Source organism: Nocardia speluncae NBRC 108251, from assembly GCF_001613245.1.
Taxonomy (GTDB): domain Bacteria; phylum Actinomycetota; class Actinomycetes; order Mycobacteriales; family Mycobacteriaceae; genus Nocardia; species Nocardia speluncae.
In genome coordinates, this window is the sequence record NZ_BDBZ01000016.1 from 67,121 (window position 1) to 88,071 (window position 20,951).

The 20,951-nt window shown below is 67.4% G+C and carries 23 protein-coding genes and 2 pseudogenes; 13 read left to right on the forward strand and 12 right to left on the reverse strand.

Annotation, left to right across the window (positions count from 1 at the left end; all coding sequences use genetic code 11):
- The 4 genes from egtD to egtA form a co-directional block, all read right to left on the reverse strand.
- Nucleotides 1-975 carry an L-histidine N(alpha)-methyltransferase gene (gene egtD, locus NS6_RS16815; protein ID WP_157112803.1) on the reverse strand — a complete coding sequence of 325 codons (975 nt, stop codon included), beginning with the start codon at nucleotides 973-975 and terminating at the stop codon, nucleotides 1-3.
- A complete protein-coding gene (gene egtC, locus NS6_RS16820; RefSeq protein WP_068042879.1) occupies nucleotides 969-1,805 on the reverse strand; it encodes an ergothioneine biosynthesis protein EgtC in 837 nt (278 codons plus the stop codon). The genes egtD and egtC overlap by 7 nt, the downstream gene beginning before the upstream one ends.
- Nucleotides 1,805-3,100 carry an ergothioneine biosynthesis protein EgtB gene (gene egtB, locus NS6_RS16825; RefSeq protein ID WP_157112804.1) on the reverse strand — a complete coding sequence of 432 codons (1,296 nt, stop codon included), beginning with the start codon at nucleotides 3,098-3,100 and terminating at the stop codon, nucleotides 1,805-1,807. The genes egtC and egtB overlap by 1 nt, the downstream gene beginning before the upstream one ends.
- Nucleotides 3,101-3,260: 160 nt before the next feature.
- On the reverse strand, nucleotides 3,261-4,553 hold the full coding sequence (gene egtA / locus NS6_RS16830) for an ergothioneine biosynthesis glutamate--cysteine ligase EgtA (protein WP_068042883.1): 1,293 nt from the start codon (nucleotides 4,551-4,553) through the stop codon (nucleotides 3,261-3,263).
- Between the two features lie 118 nt (nucleotides 4,554-4,671).
- Between egtA and NS6_RS16835 the strand changes: the two genes are divergently transcribed.
- Nucleotides 4,672-5,844: an aminotransferase class V-fold PLP-dependent enzyme gene (locus NS6_RS16835; RefSeq protein WP_068042885.1), complete on the forward strand. Its 1,173-nt coding sequence runs from the start codon at nucleotides 4,672-4,674 to the stop codon at nucleotides 5,842-5,844.
- On the opposite strand, the gene NS6_RS16840 is transcribed toward NS6_RS16835, so the two are convergent.
- Nucleotides 5,799-6,272 carry a hypothetical protein gene (locus NS6_RS16840; protein WP_068042886.1) on the reverse strand — a complete coding sequence of 158 codons (474 nt, stop codon included), beginning with the start codon at nucleotides 6,270-6,272 and terminating at the stop codon, nucleotides 5,799-5,801. The genes NS6_RS16835 and NS6_RS16840 overlap by 46 nt on opposite strands.
- Nucleotides 6,269-6,598 (reverse strand): hypothetical protein, encoded by a 330-nt coding sequence (locus NS6_RS16845; RefSeq protein ID WP_068042888.1) that lies wholly within the window; start codon nucleotides 6,596-6,598, stop codon nucleotides 6,269-6,271. Before NS6_RS16845 ends, NS6_RS16840 begins: the two co-directional genes overlap by 4 nt.
- 307 nt (nucleotides 6,599-6,905) lie before the next feature.
- On the opposite strand from NS6_RS16845, the gene NS6_RS16850 reads away from it, so the two are divergent.
- From NS6_RS16850 to NS6_RS34770, 7 genes are all read left to right on the forward strand, one after another.
- Nucleotides 6,906-7,793 (forward strand): helix-turn-helix domain-containing protein, encoded by an 888-nt coding sequence (locus NS6_RS16850; protein WP_068042889.1) that lies wholly within the window; start codon nucleotides 6,906-6,908, stop codon nucleotides 7,791-7,793.
- Nucleotides 7,790-7,987: a DUF397 domain-containing protein gene (locus tag NS6_RS33965; RefSeq protein WP_084471121.1), complete on the forward strand. Its 198-nt coding sequence runs from the start codon at nucleotides 7,790-7,792 to the stop codon at nucleotides 7,985-7,987. The genes NS6_RS16850 and NS6_RS33965 overlap by 4 nt, the downstream gene beginning before the upstream one ends.
- 237 nt (nucleotides 7,988-8,224) lie before the next feature.
- Entirely contained in the window at nucleotides 8,225-8,776 is a 552-nt protein-coding gene (locus tag NS6_RS16855; protein WP_068042891.1) for a DUF3558 domain-containing protein, read from the forward strand.
- Between the two features lie 30 nt (nucleotides 8,777-8,806).
- A complete protein-coding gene (locus NS6_RS16860; RefSeq protein ID WP_068042893.1) occupies nucleotides 8,807-9,190 on the forward strand; it encodes a hypothetical protein in 384 nt (127 codons plus the stop codon).
- Nucleotides 9,190-10,533, forward strand: a complete 1,344-nt coding sequence (locus NS6_RS34765; protein ID WP_068042895.1) for a hypothetical protein — start codon at nucleotides 9,190-9,192, stop codon at nucleotides 10,531-10,533. The genes NS6_RS16860 and NS6_RS34765 overlap by 1 nt, the downstream gene beginning before the upstream one ends.
- Before the next feature lie 67 nt (nucleotides 10,534-10,600).
- The gene (locus NS6_RS16870) at nucleotides 10,601-11,368 is read left to right on the forward strand and encodes an ESX secretion-associated protein EspG (protein ID WP_068042896.1); all 768 of its coding nucleotides are present in this window, start codon (nucleotides 10,601-10,603) and stop codon (nucleotides 11,366-11,368) included.
- 91 nt (nucleotides 11,369-11,459) lie between these two features.
- The gene (locus tag NS6_RS34770; RefSeq protein ID WP_157112797.1) at nucleotides 11,460-11,606 is read left to right on the forward strand and encodes a hypothetical protein; all 147 of its coding nucleotides are present in this window, start codon (nucleotides 11,460-11,462) and stop codon (nucleotides 11,604-11,606) included.
- Nucleotides 11,607-11,712: 106 nt separating this feature from the next.
- Here NS6_RS34770 and NS6_RS16875 read toward each other — a convergent pair whose 3' ends face one another.
- The 4 genes from NS6_RS16875 to NS6_RS36560 form a co-directional block, all read right to left on the reverse strand.
- Nucleotides 11,713-12,024 carry a helix-turn-helix domain-containing protein gene (locus NS6_RS16875; protein WP_068042898.1) on the reverse strand — a complete coding sequence of 104 codons (312 nt, stop codon included), beginning with the start codon at nucleotides 12,022-12,024 and terminating at the stop codon, nucleotides 11,713-11,715.
- Nucleotides 12,017-12,397 (reverse strand): type II toxin-antitoxin system RelE/ParE family toxin, encoded by a 381-nt coding sequence (locus tag NS6_RS16880; RefSeq protein ID WP_068042900.1) that lies wholly within the window; start codon nucleotides 12,395-12,397, stop codon nucleotides 12,017-12,019. Before NS6_RS16880 ends, NS6_RS16875 begins: the two co-directional genes overlap by 8 nt.
- 606 nt (nucleotides 12,398-13,003) lie before the next feature.
- A complete protein-coding gene (locus NS6_RS16885; protein WP_068042901.1) occupies nucleotides 13,004-13,546 on the reverse strand; it encodes a lipoprotein LpqH in 543 nt (180 codons plus the stop codon).
- Nucleotides 13,547-14,220: 674 nt separating this feature from the next.
- Nucleotides 14,221-14,889, reverse strand: coding sequence for a pentapeptide repeat-containing protein (locus NS6_RS36560; protein WP_503826299.1), 669 nt, complete (start codon nucleotides 14,887-14,889; stop codon nucleotides 14,221-14,223).
- Between the two features lie 329 nt (nucleotides 14,890-15,218).
- Between NS6_RS36560 and NS6_RS16895 the strand changes: the two genes are divergently transcribed.
- Both NS6_RS16895 and NS6_RS36540 read left to right on the forward strand, forming a co-directional pair.
- The gene (locus NS6_RS16895; RefSeq protein WP_068042903.1) at nucleotides 15,219-16,400 is read left to right on the forward strand and encodes a hypothetical protein; all 1,182 of its coding nucleotides are present in this window, start codon (nucleotides 15,219-15,221) and stop codon (nucleotides 16,398-16,400) included.
- Between the two features lie 505 nt (nucleotides 16,401-16,905).
- Nucleotides 16,906-17,049: pseudogene (locus NS6_RS36540) on the forward strand (hypothetical protein); the annotation flags it as partial.
- A gap of 73 nt (nucleotides 17,050-17,122) precedes the next feature.
- On the opposite strand, the pseudogene NS6_RS34790 reads toward NS6_RS36540, so the two are convergent.
- A pseudogene (locus NS6_RS34790) lies at nucleotides 17,123-17,240 on the reverse strand.
- A gap of 1 nt (nucleotide 17,241) precedes the next feature.
- Here NS6_RS34790 and NS6_RS35205 point away from each other — a divergent pair.
- Nucleotides 17,242-17,916: a hypothetical protein gene (locus tag NS6_RS35205; protein ID WP_168443452.1), complete on the forward strand. Its 675-nt coding sequence runs from the start codon at nucleotides 17,242-17,244 to the stop codon at nucleotides 17,914-17,916.
- A 123-nt stretch (nucleotides 17,917-18,039) separates the two neighbouring features.
- Entirely contained in the window at nucleotides 18,040-19,296 is a 1,257-nt protein-coding gene (locus NS6_RS16905) for a CHAT domain-containing protein (RefSeq protein WP_068043015.1), read from the forward strand.
- Nucleotides 19,297-19,436: 140 nt separating this feature from the next.
- On the opposite strand, the gene NS6_RS16910 is transcribed toward NS6_RS16905, so the two are convergent.
- Nucleotides 19,437-20,345, reverse strand: coding sequence for an NADP-dependent oxidoreductase (locus NS6_RS16910; RefSeq protein WP_068042908.1), 909 nt, complete (start codon nucleotides 20,343-20,345; stop codon nucleotides 19,437-19,439).
- A 113-nt stretch (nucleotides 20,346-20,458) separates the two neighbouring features.
- Here NS6_RS16910 and NS6_RS16915 point away from each other — a divergent pair, with 113 nt between their 5' ends.
- Nucleotides 20,459-20,923, forward strand: a complete 465-nt coding sequence (locus NS6_RS16915; RefSeq protein WP_068043018.1) for a winged helix-turn-helix transcriptional regulator — start codon at nucleotides 20,459-20,461, stop codon at nucleotides 20,921-20,923.
- Nucleotides 20,924-20,951 lie beyond the last annotated feature (28 nt).

Here is a 20,951-nt window from a genome sequence, read left to right on the forward strand (position 1 = left end):
TCAGACGCGGGCGGCGAGGGTCAGGGCGAAACGATCGTCGGGGTCTGTCCAGGTGTGCTCCGATACGAAGCCCGCGGCGCGGAGTTCGCTGTCCAGGCCGGTGGGACGGAATTTCGCGGAGATTTCGGTGCGTAGCTCTTCACCGCGGGCGAATTGCACGGTGAGGTCCAGGTCGGCCACGGTGACCTCCATATCCGCGGTGGCCACCAATCGCATTTCTATCCATTCGTTTTTCGTATCCCAGTGCGCGATATGGTCGAACGCCGCGGGGTCGAAATCGGCTCCCAACCGAGTATTGAGGACGTGCAGCACATTTCGGTTGAATTCCGCGGTGATACCGGCGGCGTCGTCGTAGGCGGGGACCACGATCGACGGGTCCACCACCAATCCTGCACCGATCAGTAGCTGTTCCCCGGGTTCGAGCACATCACGAATACCGCCGAGAAATTCGGCGCGTTCCGCGGGCACCATATTGCCGAGTGTGCCGCCGAGGAAAGCGATCATCCGCCGCCCGCCGCGCGGCAGGGTTGCCAGGGTGTCGGTGAAATCGCTGACCACACCGTGCACGGCCAGGCCGGGGAACTCCAGCGCGACCTCCGCTGCGGAAGACCGCAGTGCCGATTCCGAAACATCCTGCGGCACATATGTTTTCAATGGCCCTTCGGCGGTGAGGGCAGTGAGTAGCAGGCGGGTCTTACTGGCCGAACCCGAACCCAGCTCGACCAGCACCTCCGCCTGCGCCGTCCGCGCGATCGCCCCCGCGACCTTCTCCAGTAGATCCCTTTCGGTGCGGGTGGGGTAGTACTCGGGCAGGGCCGTGATCTGCTCGAACAGATCACTACCGCGAGCATCGTAGAACCATTTGGGCGGCAGCCATTTCGGGCTGTCGGTGAGACCGCGCCGGGCGTCGGCGTGCAGGGCTGCCGTCAGGTCGGCGTCGGTGAGGTGGACTTCCACAGTGGGTTCGTTCACGATGGCAGACTCTCTGTCGCGGTGGCTCCGGCCGGCTCCAGTGGTTCGATATTCAGCCGGCCGGGTTCGGCATGGACGACCACACGGTCGGGTAGCGACTGCCACCGCGGATCGTCGTCGTACGGTTCGGAGGACAGGATCGCGAAATCGTCGGTGACCAGCGCCGACAGCGAGTGGTAGCAGGTGCTCGCCCAGAGCGCGCGCCCGTCGCCGATCAGCAGGTTCAATCGGGCGTCGGGCGCATGGTGCAGCACCGTGGTCACCAGCAGGCGCACGGCGGTGCCGGGGTCTTCGGCGAGACCCGCCGGGGTATCGGGGTCGAGCAGGCGGCGCAGCAGCACCCACAGCGCGGCGGAATCGGTGAGCGCTTCGGCTTCGAGTAGGTGGCTGGTTTCGTAGCGGCGGGTCAATCCCGTGCGGGTGGCGGCCACATCGAGATCGGACAGGACGGCGGTGAGCACCGGCCGCCAGTGCGGAATCACCCCGTTGTGGCTGAACGCCCACCGATCCCACAGGAACGGCGCGCACGCCGATCGCTGCACCGGCATCCCGACGGTGGCCGACCGGACACTGCCCAGGACGGCACGGGAGGTGAGCAGCGGAAGTACTTCCTCCACCGCGGGGTCGGTCCAGATCGGGTCGGGATTGCGGTAGTGGGTCACCGCCGCCGGGGCCGGACCCCACCAGGCGACCCCGAACCCGTCGGCATTGATGGTGCCGCCGCCACGCATATCCCGCGGCGCCCACGATTGGGTGCGCAGCGAATGCGGTCCGCGCAGCAGGAGCTCGCCCACCGATGCCGGTGGGCCCACATAACCCAGATGACGGCACATCATGCCTCCCGTGGGTCCAGGGTGCGGGCCAGCCGAAACCCCGAGAAGATCTGCCGGCGGATCGGATGATCCCAGTTGCGGAAGGTACCGCGGCAGGCGACCGGGTCGGTGCCGAACGAACCACCTCGCAGCACCCGGTAGTCGCCGCCGAAGAAGACCTCCGAATACTCGCGGTAGGGGAAGGCGCGGAACCCGGGATACGGGTGGAATCCCGAGGAGGTCCACTCCCAGACGTCGCCGATGAGCTGATGCACGCCCGCCGCCGACGCACCCGCCGGATAGGCGCCGATATCGGCCGGCTCCAGATGACGCTGACCCAGGTTGGCGGTGGCCGGGCCGGGCTCGGTATCGCCCCACGGGTAGGTGCGGGTGCGGCCGGTATCGGGGTCGTAGCGGGCGGCTTTCTCCCATTCGGCTTCGGTGGGCAGGCGTTTACCCGCCCACGTGGCGTAGGCCTGCGCTTCGAACCAGCACACGTGCACCACCGGCTGTTGCGGCCGGACCGGGCGGCGCACCCCGAATACGCGTCGCCACCACTGCCCGGCGGAATCACGTTCCCAGAATCCGGGCGCGGTGAGCTCGCCCTCGTGCCGATGCTCCCAGCCGCGCTCGGACCACAATTCCCGCCGGTCGTACCCGCCGTCGGCGATGAATTCCAGGTACTGCCCGTTGCTGACCGGGGCGGCGTCGATCGCGAAGGCGGGGACGTGCACGGGGTGGGCCGGGCGCTCGTTGTCCAGGGCCCACGGGTCGGTGGAGGTTCCCATGGTGAACTCGCCCGCCGGAATCAGGACTTCCCCGCGCACCGCGCTGTCGGCGACCGGTGGTGCCGCCGCGGACAGTACCGGGGGCCCGGCGCGCAACTGATGGGTGGCCAGCATGGTTTCGTCGTGCTGCTGTTCGTGCTGGGCGATCATGCCGAACACGAAACCGCCGTCGACCAGCTCGTCGCCCTGCAAGGGGCTGTGTTCGAGCACATCCCACACCTTTTCCCGCACGGTGTCCACGTATTCGCGGGCCTCGCCCGGATTCAGCAGCGGTAGGTGCGGACGGTCCGGCCGGGCATGTTCGAACGCGTCGTAGAGGTAGTCGATATCGGCGCGCACCGGGTCGCGGCCGCCGGCATCACGGACCAGCCACAGCTCCTCCTGATTGCCGATATGGGCGAGATCCCACACCAGCGGGCTCATCAGCCGGGAATGCTGTGCGACGAGTTCGGCCTCGTCCACGGAATCGGTGAGCGCAATGGTCCGCTGCCGGGCTCGCTGTAGCGTCGACGCGATATGTTCGCGCAGCCGCTCGGTACCGGATCGATCGGTGTAATGCTGGGTGGTCACGTAATCACTCCGCTCGACGGCAAGGTTCGGGTGTCCTCGGGGGCGTAGGCGCCACCCGCGGCAGCAAGGACTGCGGAGCGGGCCGGCGCCGAGCCTGCACGCTGCGCGCCGCCGGTGCTCATACCGTCCCCACCGGCTGTGCGCCGGCAGAGCACCGGCGCAGCGCTGCAAGCAGCTCCGGAGCGGGGGTTCGGCTGTGCGCTATGGCTGCTTCCAGCAGCGCGACCGCGGCGGCGCGTAGCTGTGGATCGGCGAGACCGTGGCGTGCGGCGTCCAGCCAGCGGCCCGCGGTGCCGGCCGCGGCGGCAGTGGCATCGGCGACGGCGGCCGGGGTGGACAGCAGGGCGTGCAGCACAGCTATCGGCACCTTCCAGCCGTCGCCGGGTTGGGCGTCGAGGTAGCGGACCTCGAAGTATCCGGCCGGGCGCACCGGCGGGAACAGGGTGGTGAGGTGGTATCGCAAATCGCCGATATCCGGCCGGCGCCCGATTTCGTCATCCAGACCGCCCGCGAGCCAATCGTCGAACGTGGCCCCATCGGGCGCCCGCCAGTCCGGACCCGTCTCGGCGCGGCGCACGCACAGCAGCGGCGCGTCCAGCGCCCAGCGCGCATAGCCGGTCACCGGATCCGTCCAGTCGGTGACCGGGGGACACGCGCGGGCGGGGTCCAGATGCAACCAGGTGCGCATACGTTGCGAGGCCCACTCGCCGGACGGGGCGCCGCGCAGAACGGGGGAGCATGCGAAAGCCGCCACCAGTGCCGGCCCGAGAGTGTGCAGGGCCGTCCAGCGGGCGGTGAGCTCGGCTCGGTCGGCGCCGATATCGACGCTGACCTGCGCGGCCGCGGTATTGCTCATCATCAGCCGGCCGAACGGGCCGATCCGGCCGAAATAGTGTTCCATGGCCTGATAGCGCGGAAGCCGTAACTGGCAGCGGGGTGCGCGAGCCGGGTCGGCGGCGGCGGAAACCATCCCGATCGACCGGGAACCGAGGAGTTCGTGCAGGCGCCGGTAGTCGGCGCCGAGGCGGGCGCACAGGTCGGCGGGGTCGGGGACGGCGATGCTGGAGAGTTCGATCTGCCCGCCGGGTTCGACGGTGACCCGGCTGCCGCCGGACAGCGGCTCGGCGGGGGAATCGGAGGCGATGGAGTGGGGTGCGTGCGGGCCGAGGGCCTGCGCGAGGAGAGCAGCGGTGGGACGGCGGCCGGTGAACGAACTCTGCCGCGAATTGCGGCTCGCTGCGGTACCGGGGCGATAGACGGTGAACCATTCGAGTTCGGCGCCGATGAGCATCGGCGGGCCCAGTTTGAAACAGACGCCGCCGAGATACGCTTCGGCCGCCGCGCGGCTGCTGAGCGCTGGGTGTGGGGATGAGTCTCTGGTCGAATCCGGATGTTCGAGGGTGACCGCCATACCAACCTCCATGGGGGTTTCTCGGTGGTGCGGTTTATGCGTGGAATCCAGCGTAGCGACGGGCGCAGACACATTTTGAGCGCGAACTTGTCACGGAATCGGCACTAGGGTCGGGGATATGGTCGATGAGCAGCGAGTACGCGCGGATACGCCCGGCGTCGGAAACGGCGCCGTTTTTCTGGACAGCGCGGGGTCCTCGCTCCCGCCGCGGGTGGTCACCGAAACCGTGATCGGTCATCTGCGCCGGGAGGCGGAGATCGGAGGTTACCGGGCCGCCAGCGAACGGCTCGACGACCTGGCGGGGGTCAAGACGGTGATCGGGGAGCTGATCAACGCGACCCCCGGCACCATCGCCCTCAGCGACAGCGCGACCCGCGCTTGGTCCGACTTCTTCTACGCGGTGCCGTTGCGCCCCGGCGACAGGATCCTCATCTCGGGCGCCGATTACGCCAGCAACGCCATCGCCGCGCTCCAGCGCGCCCGCGCCACCGGCGCCCGGGTGGAGCAGATCCCCGATGACGCCGAGGGCCGGATCGATATCGAAGCTCTCGACGCGATGATGGACGAACGGGTGCGGCTGGTTTCGCTGCTGCATGTGCCCACCAACGGTGGCCTGGTGAATCCGGTGGCCGCGGCCGCGCGGATCGCGCGAGCCGGTGGCGCACTGGTCGTACTCGATGCCTGCCAATCCGCCGGGCAGCTCCCCCTGGACGTCACCGAACTGGGCGTAGACGCGCTGTCCGCTACCGGACGGAAATGGTTGCGCGGCCCCCGCGGCACCGGGTTCCTCTATCTGCGACCCGAATTGGCGGCCTCGCTGGAACCCGGCCGGCTCGATCTGCACAGCGCCGCATGGATCGCCCCGGACGAATACCGGATGGCGCCGGACGCCTCCCGTTTCGAATTCTGGGAGCACGATGTGGCAGCCCGGCTCGGGTTGGGTGCGGCCGTACGCTATCTTCTCGATCTCGGACCCGACCAGGTCTATGCCGCGATCGCCGAGCGCGCCGATTATCTGCGGGGCGCGTTCGGCGACTTGCCGGGGGTGACGGTGCGGGATCTGGGTGTGGACCACAGTGGAATCGTTTCGTTCACCGTCGAGGGTGTTGCCCCTGTCGATGTGCGCGATCGCCTCCGGGACTCCGACATCACTGTGACGGTCAGCCATGCGGGTTCGACTCTGCTCGATATGTCGGCCCGCGGTCTGGATTCGGTGGTCCGTGCCTCCCCGCACTGCTTCGTCGGCTACGAGGAGATGGACCGTTTCGTCGCCGCCGTCGCAGCGTTGTAGCGGCGCCACCGTGCCCACTCACTGATTCGACAGGGCGGCAGCCTCGAGCAGAGAAGCGCGCGCAGGCGTGCGAGAGGTCCGGCGGTTTTCGGGAGCACGGTGCTGTCCACGATCACCGGTGTCATCGCACGCAAGGCGCGAAACTGCCGGCCGGGTAGGTGTGCCGCCGACACGATGATCACCGCGTCGGCGGCGGTCCGATCCAGCGTGGTGCGCAGTGTTGTGAGATGGTCCGCGCTGGGGTAGGCCGGGAGTTCGACCAGCCAGCGCAGCCGGTAGCCGTGGGCGATGGCGGTCAACCGGAGGCGGGCGGTGACGAATCCGCGGTAACTGCACAGATCGGTGCGGAGATAGCCGATAGCTGTCGGCTGGGCGCCGAGTGTGGAAGGGGAAATATCGCTGGTCCGGCCGGTTTCGTGATCGATCACCGAAAGACCTCGGGCGTCGCCGGTATCCACTGGTCCACTTCACCGCGGCGGTACCACCCGTAAGGGTGGACGATCATCAGGGCGCACCGCTCGAGCACGACCGGAGCGCGGAAGCCGATATGTTCCACGGTCGGTGTCACAATTGCGTCGCCGCCGAGTAGATCCGATTTCCGTAATGTCCACGGCAGCACATCCACACCGGATTCCAGCACCACCCGGGCAATGGCGAATCCGTGGGCGCGGGCGAAATCGCGGCATTCGGTTTCGAGATGCTGTTGTATTGCGCCACAAAGACTTTTGTTCAGGTATACGATCGCAACGGGCATGGCTCCGCCTTTCCTGAAGAGGCGATGGGATGCAGCCCGGCGCAGGGTCCGATAGGGAGTAGCGGCCGCGATCGGACCACCGGTTCCACAATGCTCCAGATTGTGGAACCGGTGTTACCCAATGGGTTTCGGGGGATTTCCTGCGCCGGGCGCGAAATCAGTAGACCGGAACAGTGCGCTTGGTGGAACCGCCTCGGTGGAGATTCCTGCCCTGATCGGCCCGGCATCCGTGCCGGGCCGCTTCCGGTAGCGCGTTCCGGGCCGGAGTGTTCCACAACGGAATTCGATAATTAGGAAAGGTAATAAGATGGCGGGTGGATCCACACTCCCGAAACGAGCACTCGGCCGCGAACTCCGCCGGCTGCGGGAACGCAGCGGCACCAACCAGGCCGCCGCGGCGCGCGCGATCGAGGTGAGCCCGCAGACGATCGGCCGCCTGGAAGACGGGCACGCCTCCCGGCCCACAACGTTGCAGATCAACGGGCTGTGCGACCGGTATGGAGCCTCGGACGAGGAACGCCGGTTCCTGCTGGATCTGCTACAGGATTCACGGACGGTGAAGCAGAACGGAGCCGGCTGGTGGAGGGCTTACACCGACCAGATCCCTGCGGATTTCAACCATTACCTTGCGCTGGAATCCGCAGCCTGTCATATCACTTCATGGCAGGTGACGCTTCTTCCAGGCTTGTTGCAGACCCCTGGATACCGGCGCGCACTTCTCTGGGCGGCTCATCCCGACTGGTCCACTGATGATGTCGAGCGCAGGATCGAACTCGCGACTACGCGCCAGGAACAGTTGATAGGCACCGGATGCCGTATGACAGTGCTGCTCTCGGAGGCTGTGCTGCGGCACGGTATCGGAGGCGCCGGAATCATGGCAGAGCAACTTCTGCATATGCGAGCGATGACCGAATTGCCGGCTTTCTCCCTCCGCGTCGTGCCTTTTATGGCGCGTAGTCCGATGGGGCTCATCGCCCGATCATTCGTACTCTTTCGATTCCCGGTTCCTTCGAATACGAAGATCGCGGAGCCACCGGTCGTGTATGTGGAGGGATTCGCTGGGAGTCTCTACCTCGAACGTGCAGGAGAGATCTCGTTGTATCAGGGCGCTCTCCGTGAGATCGAACGTGTAGCTTTGAACGAAGACGAGACCAGGGAGCTGGTCTCGGGTGTGGTGAAGGAGTTCGCGGGGTGAGCAACGATCCGGCCCGGAGCCAGTGGTTCAAGAGTTCGTACAGTGGGCCGGATCGAGACTGCGTCGAGGTTGCTCACCTTGCCAGGGGAGCTGTCGGTATCCGGGACAGCAAATGCCGGGCTGGGGCCGCGCTGTTGTTTGATGCCACCGCGTGGGATGAGTTCCTGGCCTGGGTACGGAACGGTCGACCGTGATCCGTCCGGTCCTCCGTCGGTGGGGGCCGGGCATACACGGCGGTGTACTGGCCACAACGCAAAGGATCAGCGCAACGGCCGAGGCAGCGAGCTCACTGACGTGGCCGGCGCTCGGCCTTCATAACAGGTCGTCTGCCAGGACCATGAGGTCGCCGGAATCGGGTGGAACCGCCGAGCCCGCTGGCGCGTCTTATAGTAATGGCGGGGCAATCCGCCGCATCAACACAGGGGAGATCCATGCGAACCGCCGACTTCGTCCGCGTCACGCTTGTCGCGGCGATCGCAGCGGCTTTGGCCACCGGGTGCGCATCGAGTACCGGGGGGACCGCCACTGATACCACCATGCCGACGCCCACTGAGGTCGTCGAGGTTTTCAACCCGTGCACCTCGCTGTCGGATCAGCTGTTGACCGAAATCGGATTGGATGCATCGACTGAGCGGGTGGTGACCGATGCGCCGGAGGGGGCAACCAGCTGGCGTGTTTGTGCCTGGGAGCAACCCGACGCGCTGGTCCGCGTCACTGTCATGTCCACATCACACACCCTCGACGATGCTCGTGCTAACGACAACTTGATCGACAAGGTCGAAACCACGGTTGGTCCCCGGGCCGCTCTTCAATCCAAGGATCGGGCCGAAACTCCCGGAAAGGCCTGCTACACATCCTTCGAAGCCGAGCAGGGCATGTTCGAGATCAAAGCGTCCTGGTTCGACGCGGACGACTGGACACGGGATATCTGCGAGATTTCCGGCGAGTACGCAGCGGAATTCGAACCGCATCTCCCGAAATAACCAACCGGCGGACCCAGGAAGACCCGGCGCATGAGTGACCAACTGGCACAGTGGCAGAACCTGAAACAGCAGGCAATCGAGGGTGCGGTGAGTATCGAATACGACCTCGGTTCGGACCTGCGTCGCGAGTGCGAAACTCTACTGACCGACTTACGGCGGTATCTTGATGACGCGACGAGTCTCGGGCGTTTATCGGGCTACGGCGGATTGCCGTCCGCGCTGGATATGCAGAAGAAGTTCGAGCTCAAGGCCACCGGCGGTGAGAACGACGATTCGGCGGTCGCCAGGCTCGAGGGGCTGATTGCGATTGCCGAAACCATGCGCGATACCTACGCCGCCATGATCGGAGAACTCACCGAAACCGATCAGCAGAACTCCTCCCAGACCACTGCCGCCGGGGAAGGGGTCCGCTGATGTCGCTAGGTTTTCTCACCGAGATCAATGACGCACTCAGCGCAATTGCCAACGGCATCCCCGAAATACTGAACAACTACAGCGAATCCACTGATAACCGGAACCGTGCCACCGATGCTGCGGGCGCGGCCGAACAGGAGTGGAGTGGTGACCGGGCCCATATCAACGGCGAACTGACCCGGGTCGGTCAAGGTTTCGACGGCGAGTACGCCCCGGCCACGGCAACCAAGGAGGCGTTCAAAACCTGGACCCATCAGCAGATCTGGGAGGGGTTGAACGGCACCGCTGAGCGTTCGGCTGTCGATTCCGCTGGTATCAATGCCGGTGCTGACGGCTGGCGGCGGCTCACCGAGGATCTGTTCAGCTCATTGGAGACCTTTGGTAAGAACGTGGACGCCTCCGTCACCGAGAAATGGGGCGGCCAGTCCGCGGCCGCCGCAATCGACGGTACGCGGGCATACACCGCGGAAGCGCAGAAGCTCGTGAAGACCTTCGAAATGGTCGCCAACGGTATCGATCTCATGCAGGGTTACCTCGCCCAGACCAAGATGTCGATCGTCCCGCCGGTCGAGGTGTCCGGGTTCGACGAATTCGTGGGGCATATACCCGGCAACGGTGTTATCAAGGCCGCAAAGCATCGCGCCAACGAAGCGCAGGCGCAGGCCCAGGATCTGATGATCGAGTTCTATCAGCCGGGTGTCACGGCAGTCGATACCAAAACCCCTGTGCTGCCCGTGACGAAAAGCCCAATCGGCGGGGGCCCGGGACCACAGCAGCCGGTCGGGCCCGGCGGAACGCAGAACCCCGCCGGTACCAACACGAACGGCAGCAACCCAGCCGGGACGAACCCGCCCGGCGCGAACCCGCAGGAACCGGCTGCTCCCGGCCAGGAGACCCCGCAGGGGGCCGGCCCCGCCGGTGCCGAAATTCCGTCGTCGACCACCCCGTCGACCACTACGACCCCGGCGAACACTGTGCCGCTGGAAGAGCCGGCCGGCCGGCCGAGCACTACCACGCCCGGATCACCGAGTACTACCTCCGGCGCCCCGATGCTCGGCGCCCCGGGTGGGCAACAGCCTCCCGGAGCCCCGGGCCGCACGGTCAGCGGTTCACCCGGCGCCCCGAATCAGGCCGGTGGGCCTGCGGCCCGTGCCGGTAGCCCGGTCGCGGCCACTCGCGGAATGTCCGGGATGCCCGGCATGATGGGTGCCGGTGGGCAACGCGGTCGCGGGGAAGACGACGACGATCACAAGATCCCCGACTATCTCGTGCAGGATCGTTCCACCGAACTGCTCGGTGATCAGCCCCGGGTGCTTCCGCCGGGCGGGGTGATCGGCGGATGAGCGAGTCGCGGCCGCGGGTGGGAGCGCAGCGCGACCACGGGGCGCCTTCCTGCGCAATGGATGCCACATGAGCGAATCCCGTTGGCAGTTGGGTGGTTACGATTTCACGCTGGCGCTCGAGGTGATGGGTCGCGACCGGTTGCCGTATCCGCTGGAGTACCTGCCGCCCCGGATGGAGCACGACGACGATTTCCAGCGTTTCCGGCAGCAGTGCGCACGCCGGTTGCAGCCAGTGTTCGGCGAACCGCTCTACCAGGCGCTCACCGTGCTCCTGGAACCGGAGATCCGGGTGGAAATCTACGGAGTGCACGGCCCGCAGCAGAACGCCGCGATCCGGATGCACGCCGGTGTCGTCGGCCGAACCGCTGTGCTGGCCACGCAGTTACCCGGGCCGGAACCGAAAACCGGTGGTGACATCGTCCTCACCCGGCTCCGCAGCAACGAGCTGGCCCCCCGCCTGGTCGCGGGGCTGCCCCGGGCCGCGACCGGCAGCCACCTTCCCCTCCGCGCCCGCCGCGCCGACCTGAACGCCCCCGTGTATTCCCGCCACCCGACGCAGCTCTCGCCCCTCGAAGATATGCAACGTTTCTTCCGCCGCCCCCGCGCCGGCACCGGCGAAATCACGGTCTACCCCGGATACACCATCGACACCCGCCCCACCGGCGACGGCTACGCCTTCCTCTGGCTCGACTACCCGGACGACGGCCGCTACCTACTCCACAACCACAACACCGACGATTTCACCGTCGCCCCGGGCCCTCCGGACGAAATCCTGCGCCAACTCCGCAGCAGCATGGACACCGCCTACCGGGCCCGAACCCGCACCTATCAGTGACGTCCGGAAACTCCGAGTAGTTGACGGTGTGCTGATCGGCAGGATCGAACCATGTCGTCAGGAGTGGTTTTCAACAGTGCTCACCGGTTTGATGCCCCTGCCGAGAGCCGCCTTGCCCATCGGGATGAGCTGGAAATCCGCGATCCTCACCTACGGCGAGCCAGCGCAGCGGCTGCAGGGCGAGTTGGATGTCCGGGACCGGGACGAACCCGCACCTCATGACCGGATGGTCACCTAGACGTTGGCCATGTGATCTGTGAAGACCTGAGCATCGACACAACACGTCAGCGTCGCGCGAGTCGGAGCCCTACCGAGGCGGTGAGGTGCCGCTGTGGCATCCAGTCTCAGGCCGCGTCCGGTTTTTCGAACCGTGCGACGAAGCGCAACTCCAGGGCGTACGCCAAACGTTCGAGCATGCCGATGGTCGGAGTACCGCCACCGGATTCGAGGCGCGAGACGTCCGGCTGATGCAGTCCCGCACGCTCGGCGACATCATTCTGGGTCAACCCGAGTTCCAGGCGTCGCTCACGTATCGCGTTTGCGAACTCGACGGCGAGCCGGGCTTCTTCTCGACCTGCCTCGTATTCCGCAGCGTTGAAGTCCGCGCGAGCGAAGCGCTCGCGCCGCAGATCATCCATGGACTCGTGTTCAGCCATCGCCGTTCACCTCTCTGTTGAAGCTGGATCGGGCGTGGGTATGTTCCGCCTCGCATACTTTGCGGAGCAGCTTCGCCCTGTCGACCTCGGCTGTCTCTCGCATCTTGGTTTTACGAAACACCGTCAGCAAGATCACTCGTCGGCCCGGCGCAAGCCAATATGTCACACGCATTTCCAGCGGGTGCAGGTGGAAACGCAGTTCTCGCAATTTGTCACCGAGGTTTCGCGACCAGGGCTCTCCGAGTGTCTCCGCTTGCTCCGCCAGTATGCCGACATATGTATCGACACGACCGAAATCCCGGTCCGGTAGGGAACGGAGCCAGTCGGCGACTTCCGGCTCGATCTCGACCGCATACAGCGACATGGTGTCCATCCTATATAGGAACAATCCTATATGGCAATGCACCGTTGTGTCGGCGGAGTCATCTCTGGAGCTGGAGCTTTTCGTTCGGGAGGCGAGGCCGAGGGGATGATACGGAATCAGAGAACAGGTCACGCCAACGGCGTACCGACCCAGAGTGAGCCTGGATCGGTAATATCTCGCAGCTCACGAGGGGGTGGCGACGAGAACGACGCGTCAGGAAGAAGCTCCGTACAGCCGAGGTCGTACCTCGAAGTCGCCGCGATAGCCCTACCGTCCGATCGACCAGCTGGATCATCAGCGCTGTGGATCCATGTGCACCTCCGGCCTGAACGGTTAGGCCGCGGATCCGTCGGCATCGGACCGCCACACCGGGTGATTCTTGGTGACTTGCCGGGTCTGGCAGTGATGCGCGGCCCGTTTCGCGTCGCGATCCCGTCGAGGCGATGACACGCTGCGCGGCCGCGCCGTCACCGGACAGATCCAGCTGTACGACGCCGGGACGGTACGGAACCTGGTTACTCCTGTGTGGATCGTGGTCCGGATACCGGGCCACCCCGTCGCGCCCGGACACCCTGTGGGTGCGGGGGCGACGGGGAGCCCGATGTCCGCAGCACGTCAGCCGATGATGTCGGAGCAGGCGAAGGTGATGTCGAACTTCGCGGTGGCCGGGCCGGCCATCGGGTTCGCCATATCGGGTGCGCTGATCCCCTCACCGGTGACGGTGTAGGTGTCACCGTCCTTGCTGACCTGCGCCGAACCGCCCGGCTGACCGTTGCCGTAACCGACGGCGTACGGCATTCCGTCGGACCCGCCCTGGCTGCCCGCGATCGCCACGGCCTGCACTGTGGTGTCGTCGACGATGCTCGCGCTGACACTCAACTGGCCGTACTGTTCGTTGGCGGTATCGGTGAGCGCCAGCGCCAGCGTGTTGCCCTCCTTCGCGCAGGTGGTGTCGAAATCGGCGGTGAGGGCCTTCCCGTCGACCAGAGCCTTCGAATCCCCGCCGGCTTCGCCTGCCGGGGCGGCGGACTCCGTGGCCGGGGCATCGGCGACCGTGGTGGCCGTACTGCTCGCGGCATCGTCACCGCAGGCGGAGGTCAGCGCGATGGTGGAGGCGGCGAGGACGGCGGCGCCGATACGGAAGAGCATGGTGTTCATGGTGGATCCTGTTCTCTCGGTGTCGCGGCTCGATCGGCCGCCCGAGAGCAAAGTTAGGAACCCGCGCTCACCTACCGATCCCAACTTTCGCCGCCGCGCACCGCCCTGAACTCCGATAACCTGGGCTCATGCGACGACCGCGGGCCATGGTGCTCGATGAGGTGTGGCGCGGTCTCGAGGGTGTGCAGGCGTTGAGCGGGCCCCAGGGCGGGCCGCTGCGCCGCACCGTGAAACTGATACTGGACCCGCTCGTGATCCGGCCGGTCCAGTATCCGAGCTGCGCGGGCGCGGTCCTGTCCGCCGACGGAGCGGCCCTGCTGGCGGCCCGGATCCACGACCACGCCGATACGCTGCGGGCAGCGGCTGCCTGGTTCACGCTCCTCAAACAGGTCCGGCGTGAGCTGCGGATTACCGAGGGCAACGCCCAAGACCTGTACTTCCAGCGCAGTTTCGAACTCGCCGCCACCCGCGGCCGTCCCGACCCGCAGCGCGACCGGTTACGCGCCGAGGCCGTGCTGCGGGAGGTCCACGGCTTCACCGCCGGTCGAACCACCCAGGCGTTGAAGGACCATCTCACCGATCCCGTGCGGGCCGCCGAACTGGACCGGCTGCTGGAAGCGGCATGGGCCGGCCGGCCGGCGCCGCCGCCGGTCGCGCCTGAATACAGCGGCGAACTACGGCAACTCCTGGAGTTCGCGGTCGCGACCCGGTTGGAAGGCGATACTGCACCCGGACGGCTGTTGTGGCAACGGCTGATCGATACGCGCACCGGAACGCATACGGGTATCGAGTTGTGGCTGGAGAGCGGTGATCGCTCGGCGGTGGGCGCGGGCGGCGCGGCACGCGAGAACACTCGGGTCGGCTCTGTTACCGAGCCGACCGCTGCACCCGTGCAGCGCATCGGCGTGCGTGAGTCGGGCGTGCGTGAGTCGGGCGTGCGTGAGTCGGGCGTGCGTGAGTCGGGCCGAGTGGGCAGGGCTGCCGTCGCATCCGATTCGCGGTATGACGCGAATGTGCTCGGGCTCACCGAAAACCCTGTTCCGTGCCGTCCCGAGCTGGGTTCGTCGGCCTCGACCGCGGCGCTGGGCCTGCCGTTCGACCGCACCGTTTACGAGCGGGTATTCACGGTCCTCCAGGTGTCGACCGAACGCGCCGACCTGCCACCGATTCCCGAACTGGTGACCGCCGAGATCACCAGAAGCTGCGCGCCCTGGGCACTGCTCGGCGAATCCTTGCGGGTCACCGCCGCGATGGGCGTGGAGCTGGCGCTCGGGCTGACACCGATCACCACATCGGCGGGCCCGCAGTCCTCGGCGGGCGGGGTACCGGAAACGGCCGCCCACCGCCTGATCAACAGTCGGTGGCAGCGGGAGGCCTACGTCCTACAGGCGCGGCGGCTGGCGATCCACCCCGTCACCGGCGACGGTGATCCACTCGCCGCGATCGCGGCCGAACTGCGTACCCCGTGGCGGCCCTACCTGCGGAGGCTGTGGGTTCGGTTGCACGGGCGCGATGTGCGGGAACTGCCGGTCGCCGAGCCGGACGAACTCTGGGACCTGCTGGACGGAATCGCCCGGTCGGTGGTGCTCGATCACCGCACCCGTGTCCGCAAGGTTCTGAGCACGCAGGCGTCCGGATCCGGCTCGGCGATGGCCGAATCGAGGGCTGTCTGATGGTCGATATGGTGCGTATCCGGCGATCAGCACCGGATTTGTGGCTCATCGGCCCACCCGCAGCTCCCGGCACGGCCGATTCCGAACCGGGCGTCGATACGGCGGTCCTCGAGGTCGCGGGCGGTCATCTCACCTGGAGCCTGACGGCGGGGCAGCGAGTTCCGGCGGCGACCCTGCACGATCTCGACACCGCGCAGGAATGGCTGTGGGCGCTCTACGGCGCCGAGGTCGCACTCGCCGCCGACGCGTACACCGAGCCGGTCGATAGTGCTGCCGGGCCCGGAAACCCCGATCTCGCGTCGGCGGTTCGCCGGCTCGCCTACGCCCACTGGGCGGCGCACTGGTGGCCTGCCTCGACCGTCGACGATATCGCCGCACTGGACCCGGCACTGCTGGGCAGCGAGATAGCCGAGCTGACGGAGTTCTGCGAAAGTGTGGTCGACGGCGCGGACTCTGCGCCGGTCACCGGCATCGAAGAGATTTCTGCCGGCCGCACCGGCGATCGAGACATCGGCTGGGACACGGGAGCAGGCGAGTGGGCCACAGGACGTGCCGACGAGTACGCACTTGCCGCAGGGCCGAACCCATCCACCCGGGGGGCGGACCTCGTGCTCGAGCGCGGTACGGGCGGCTGGGATTGGCGGTATTGCCCGGCCGGCGTGGTCGATGCGTCCGAGCGTGCCGTGTCGTGGGAGTTGTTCCGGGCGGCGAGCAGCACAGTTGTCCGGGTGCGCGCGGTCGCCGCCGCCGGAGTCCCGGCGGATCTGCCCGGCTACCTGCGACCCCACGCCCTGATTCATACGCCGGCCGGATTCCTCGACATCGCCTTGGAATTCAGCGGTGACGCCTGGTCGGGCGAGGCCGCGGAACCGGCGGATTCGGTGCGGGGCATCGAGATCTATGTGCCGGGTGTGGGGCCCAGCGCGCCGGCCGGTGCTGCCGCGCACCGAATTCCGGATGCGGCAGCCGATGCGGAGCAGCGACGGAGGGTGCGGGAGCTGGCGCGCACCAGGCTCCGGCTGGCCGCGACCTGGTCCGGGGCGGTTTCGCCCGGCGCCGCCGGACACCCCGCAACTGGTGAATCCGGCTACTCCGCCGCGCCGCCGACCGTTCACCCGCTCGCCGATATCGCGCCGCTGGAATCGGAAATAGCTGCGGCAGTGGAGGATTCGGATTTCTGAGATGAGCGGAACCGAGAATCAGCCGCCCGGCCTGGAACTCCTGTACGAGGGTGCCGCCGCGCACGAGCGCGGCGATCTCACCGAGGCGCTGCGCATTTTCGAGCACGCCGTGGACACCACTACCGACGGTGTCCGGACCAGCGCTCTTGTCAACGTCGCCAGTATGTACGACGAACTCGGCGACCACGAGGGCGCCGTGGCCCGATACCGGGCAGCGCTCGGCGAGATCCCCGGTGATGCCGTCGAGAAGCGGGCCTCTGCACTGATCAACTATTCGCAGGCCCTGCAACACCTCGGCGCCCTGGACGAGGCGCAGGAAGCGCTGGAACAAGCCCGCACGCTGCTCGCCGACGCGGACGAGCTCGGCGTCCTGCGCGTATCGTGCCTGATCTCATTGGGCGCGGTGGCGACCCACCGCGCCCAATGGAGCCGTGCGATCGATATCGCCACCGAATCCCTGAACGCCGCGCTTCGGTTCGCTCCCGAGCTGGCCGGTTATCCGTTGATGAACCTGGCCGGCACCTACTTCGAAACCGGCCGCCGCGATCTCGGCGTGGATTTCGCGCGGCAGGCACTGACGGCGTTCACCGAGGCCGGAAACCACAGCGCCCTCGCCGACACCCAGCAGAACCTGGCCCAGATATTCCTGCGCCTGGACCGGCTCGACGAGGCCGAGGAATTCGCCGAGGCCAGCCAGCGATATTACGAGCGGACCGGACAGGCGCACCGGGCGGGAATCGGCTGGAAGATCCGCGGTTTCCTCGCCGAACGCCGCGGCGACCTCGACCGCGCGCAGGAATGGTATCGACGCAGTCTCGACCATTTCCAGGCCACCGGTGCGATGCTCGACGTTGCCGCGCTGCAATGCCGTTTGGCGACCATCGAATTCGCGTACGGCAGGGTCGGTGCGGGACAACTTCTCCTGGACGGCTCCTTCGCCATCTATGCGGAGCGCGGACTCGGTGCCGAATGCGCCAAACTCGACTACTGGCATGCGGTGCTGCTGGAGATGGTGATCGACGATTTGGAAGAACCGGCCCCGGAGCTGGCGGTTCTCGGGCGGGATCTGTCGGTTACGGCCGCGATCGCCATCGACGCCGTCCGCTACACCTTGCCGAGCGGGAGCCGGCGCGAACAATGGCACCGGGAAGTAGCGGAACCCGCGATGCGTCTGGCGTTCCGCTTCGCCCAGCTCTGCCAGGACGGTTCGCTGCTCGCCGATCTGATCGAAACACGTTGTGCAGGAACCACATTGGATATCGATCGGGCGCAGCCCGTCGAAGGTCCGCAGTTCCCGCTGGACACCCCGGATCCGCCCGCCGCCACGGAATTGCCCGGACCCTTGCAGTTGGGTGCCGCACTGGCCCAGGTAGCCGCATCCGCGGGCCTGCCTGTCGCGCCGCCGCCGCGGCTCCTGGTCGAACCCGGCGCCCGGATCGCGCTCGCCGACTATATCGAGGCGGCCGAACACCGCTACGGCGGCCGATTCCGGGAGGATCGGGTGATCCCGGCATGAAAAAAGGACACGGCCGGCACGGTGAACCCCGCGGCGGCGATTGCCGAGCACACCACAGCGATCGTGGGGAGGCACTACGGCGGGGCAGCGGCCGATACGGCCACGCGGCGGGCGGAGGATCCGATGAGTGACCGGCCGACCGTGGTGGTCCGGATGGCCGATGCGGGCGATGTCTACATGTCCTGGCGGTGGACAGACGGATCGGCGCTGCCGGGCGTGGCCGTGCTGCCCGGCGACGATATCGACGCGGCCGTCCGCAACCTGTCCGCGGCGCTGCCCGCCCCCGAAGTAGCCGGTGGTCTCGAGAAAGCGCTCACCGCCGGGGCGTTCGCCGCGCCCGGTACCGAGTACGAGCTTGCCCGCGATCTGTCCCGCGCGCTGCTGCCCTACGATCTGGCCGCCCGCTTGTACGAGCTGTATCAGCGTGGTGTGCGCCCGCATATCCGGTTACAGCCCTCGCCGCGGGTCGCGCAGGTGCCGTGGGAGATCATCGCCCCGGCCCCGGACGTCCGTTTGATCGATATCGCCGATATCAGCCTGCTCGTCCCGGCCGGAATCGTGCACGCACCGGTGCGGGTGCCGCGGTCGTGGCCGTCCTCGCGTGACCTGCCGGTGGTCGCGGTACTCGACCCCCGGGTTCCCGGGTTCCGCGCCGATTCCGCTCTCGGTTCGGTCCTGGGCCGGATGGACCGGCCGACACCGCTCACCGCCCGCATCGCCGACCACCTCGCCGCCGGCCGGTTGCGCCCCCTCGCCTCCGGGCCGTCGGCCGTTTTCCGCCGCACCGACCTCGACCGCACCTGGCTTTCCGAAACTCTGCGCGCCGGCGCGTCCCGGTTGATCTACGTCGGGCATGTCACCGCCGCGTCCCCGGAATCGGGGCAGAGCGAGAACACCGAACTGCACCTGGCCTGTTCCGCCGAGGCCGTGGGTTTCGCCGAACCGCAACGCGACCACCGCCCGCTTTCGGCGAAGGACCTCCTGCTCGGCACCTACACCTTGGAACCGGATCCCGTTGCCGGCAACGAACTCTGGCCGATACCCGCCCGGGTCGCTCTGATCGCCTGCGAAAGTGGCGGCGACCTGCGTTTCACCGAAGCGCTCGGTTTGATCGCCGCCATGGTCACCGGCGGGGCGGAACTGGTCACCGCCACCCGCTGGCCCCTCCCGACCGACCTCGCCTTCCAGCGCTTCGGCGCTGCCCCTCGAGCCGCTCCGCTTCAGGACACGATCTGCGCCGTGGACTCGGCCCACGACACCGCGGATCCGGTCCCCGCGCTCACCGCCTGGCAGCGCGAGAGGTTACAGCTCTGGCGTTCGACGGGTGCCCTCGAATACTCGCCCCTGTTGTGGTCATCCTTCGCGACCTTCACCACCTGACAGCCGGTCGGGTGAGCCGGCCGGACGGGGCCGCCGGGAGCATTGCCCTCGGCGGCCGCAGGATCTGTCGCGCCGGTAGGCCCTTCGTCCGGTGGCCGCGAGTGGGCACCGGAGGTAGCCGGCGATCGGTGCCGGCCGGCTCAGGGCTGTAGGACATACCGGCCGCGGATACCGCCCTGCGCGACCGCCCGGTGGGCGTCGGCGACTCGGTCCAGCGGGACGACGGAATGAACACGTGCCGGAAGCCGTCCGGTCGCCGTATCCTGCAGCAACCCGGCCAGCCGTTCGCCGTCGGGGCGCACCGATACCGCGCGCACGGTGATGCCGCGCTCGGCGACCGGTTCGCCACCCGGCCGGACACCGACCAGCAGACCGCCGTCGCGGACCAGGGGCACAGCTTTCTCCTGGAAGACAGCGGTATCGGCCACCGCATCCCAGCCCGGTATCGCCGTTGCCGTGAAATCCGCCCCGAGGCCGCGGACGAACTCCTCGTCCCGTGGCCGGGCCAGTCCGGTGACCTTCCAGCCGCGGTCCTGCGCCAGCGTGACCACATACCCGCCGACCGCGCCCGCCGCCCCGGTCACCAGCAGGCTGCGCTCGCGGCCCTCGCCGAGCAGATCCACCAGCTGCGCCGCGGTCAGGCCGTTGAGCGGGACCGTTGCCGCCGCCGTCAGCTCGAGTTCGTCGGGCACGACCGCGATATCGGCCGCCGGCACGACCAGTTGTTCGGCGTAGGTGCCGAAATCGCGATCGAATCCGTCGACCGTGCCCGCGACCCGGCTGCCGACAGCTATGTCCACATCCGGGCCGACGGCCTCGACGATGCCTGCGAAATCGGTGCCCAGGCCGGTGTGGCCGGGCTGGGTGATGAACCCCAGCTGATGGAAGACGCCGGCGGTGGTCGCGAGATCCACGGGATTGACGGAGGTACCGGCGATCGCGACCCGAACCCGGCCCGGTCCCGGTTCCACGACGGGAACGTCGATGAATTCGATCGAATCGGGACCACCCGGAGTGCGGACGACTGCGGTGCGGAATGTGGCGGACATTGCGTCTCCTCTGGATTGATCGGTGTTGTTACTCCAGAATGGAGAGGTAACTCTCCAGTAGGAAGTAGGCACTCCGAAGTGCGTAACTCACCGGCAAGTAGGAAGGTGTGGTCATGGCGACGATGACGGCGGCCCAGCAGCGGGCCCAGCAGAAGGCCGTTTACGACGCATTCTTCGCGGACTGCCCGAGCCGGCAGCTACTCGAACGGATCTCCGGCAAATGGGTGGCGCTGGTGCTCGCGGCACTCGGCAGCGACGGCCCCCACCCGGCGGGACAGTGCGCAGGCGAACCCCGGGCCATGCGATACTCCGAATTGTCCCGGCGGCTGGCCGGCGTCAGCCAGAAGATGCTCACCCAGACACTGCGCTCCCTGGAACGCGACGGCCTGGTGACCCGCACGGTGACCCCGACCGTGCCGGTCACCGTCACCTACGAGCTGACCGATCTGGGCCTCTCACTGCACCAGGTGATCCGCGGTATCAAGGTGTGGGCAGAAGCCCATATGGACGAGGTTCAGGACCACCGGGTCCGGTTCGACAGCGAATCCCCCGAACTCGCAGGGGCGCCCGCTAGATGATCGCCGGCCGGGACGCCCGTGCGGCAAG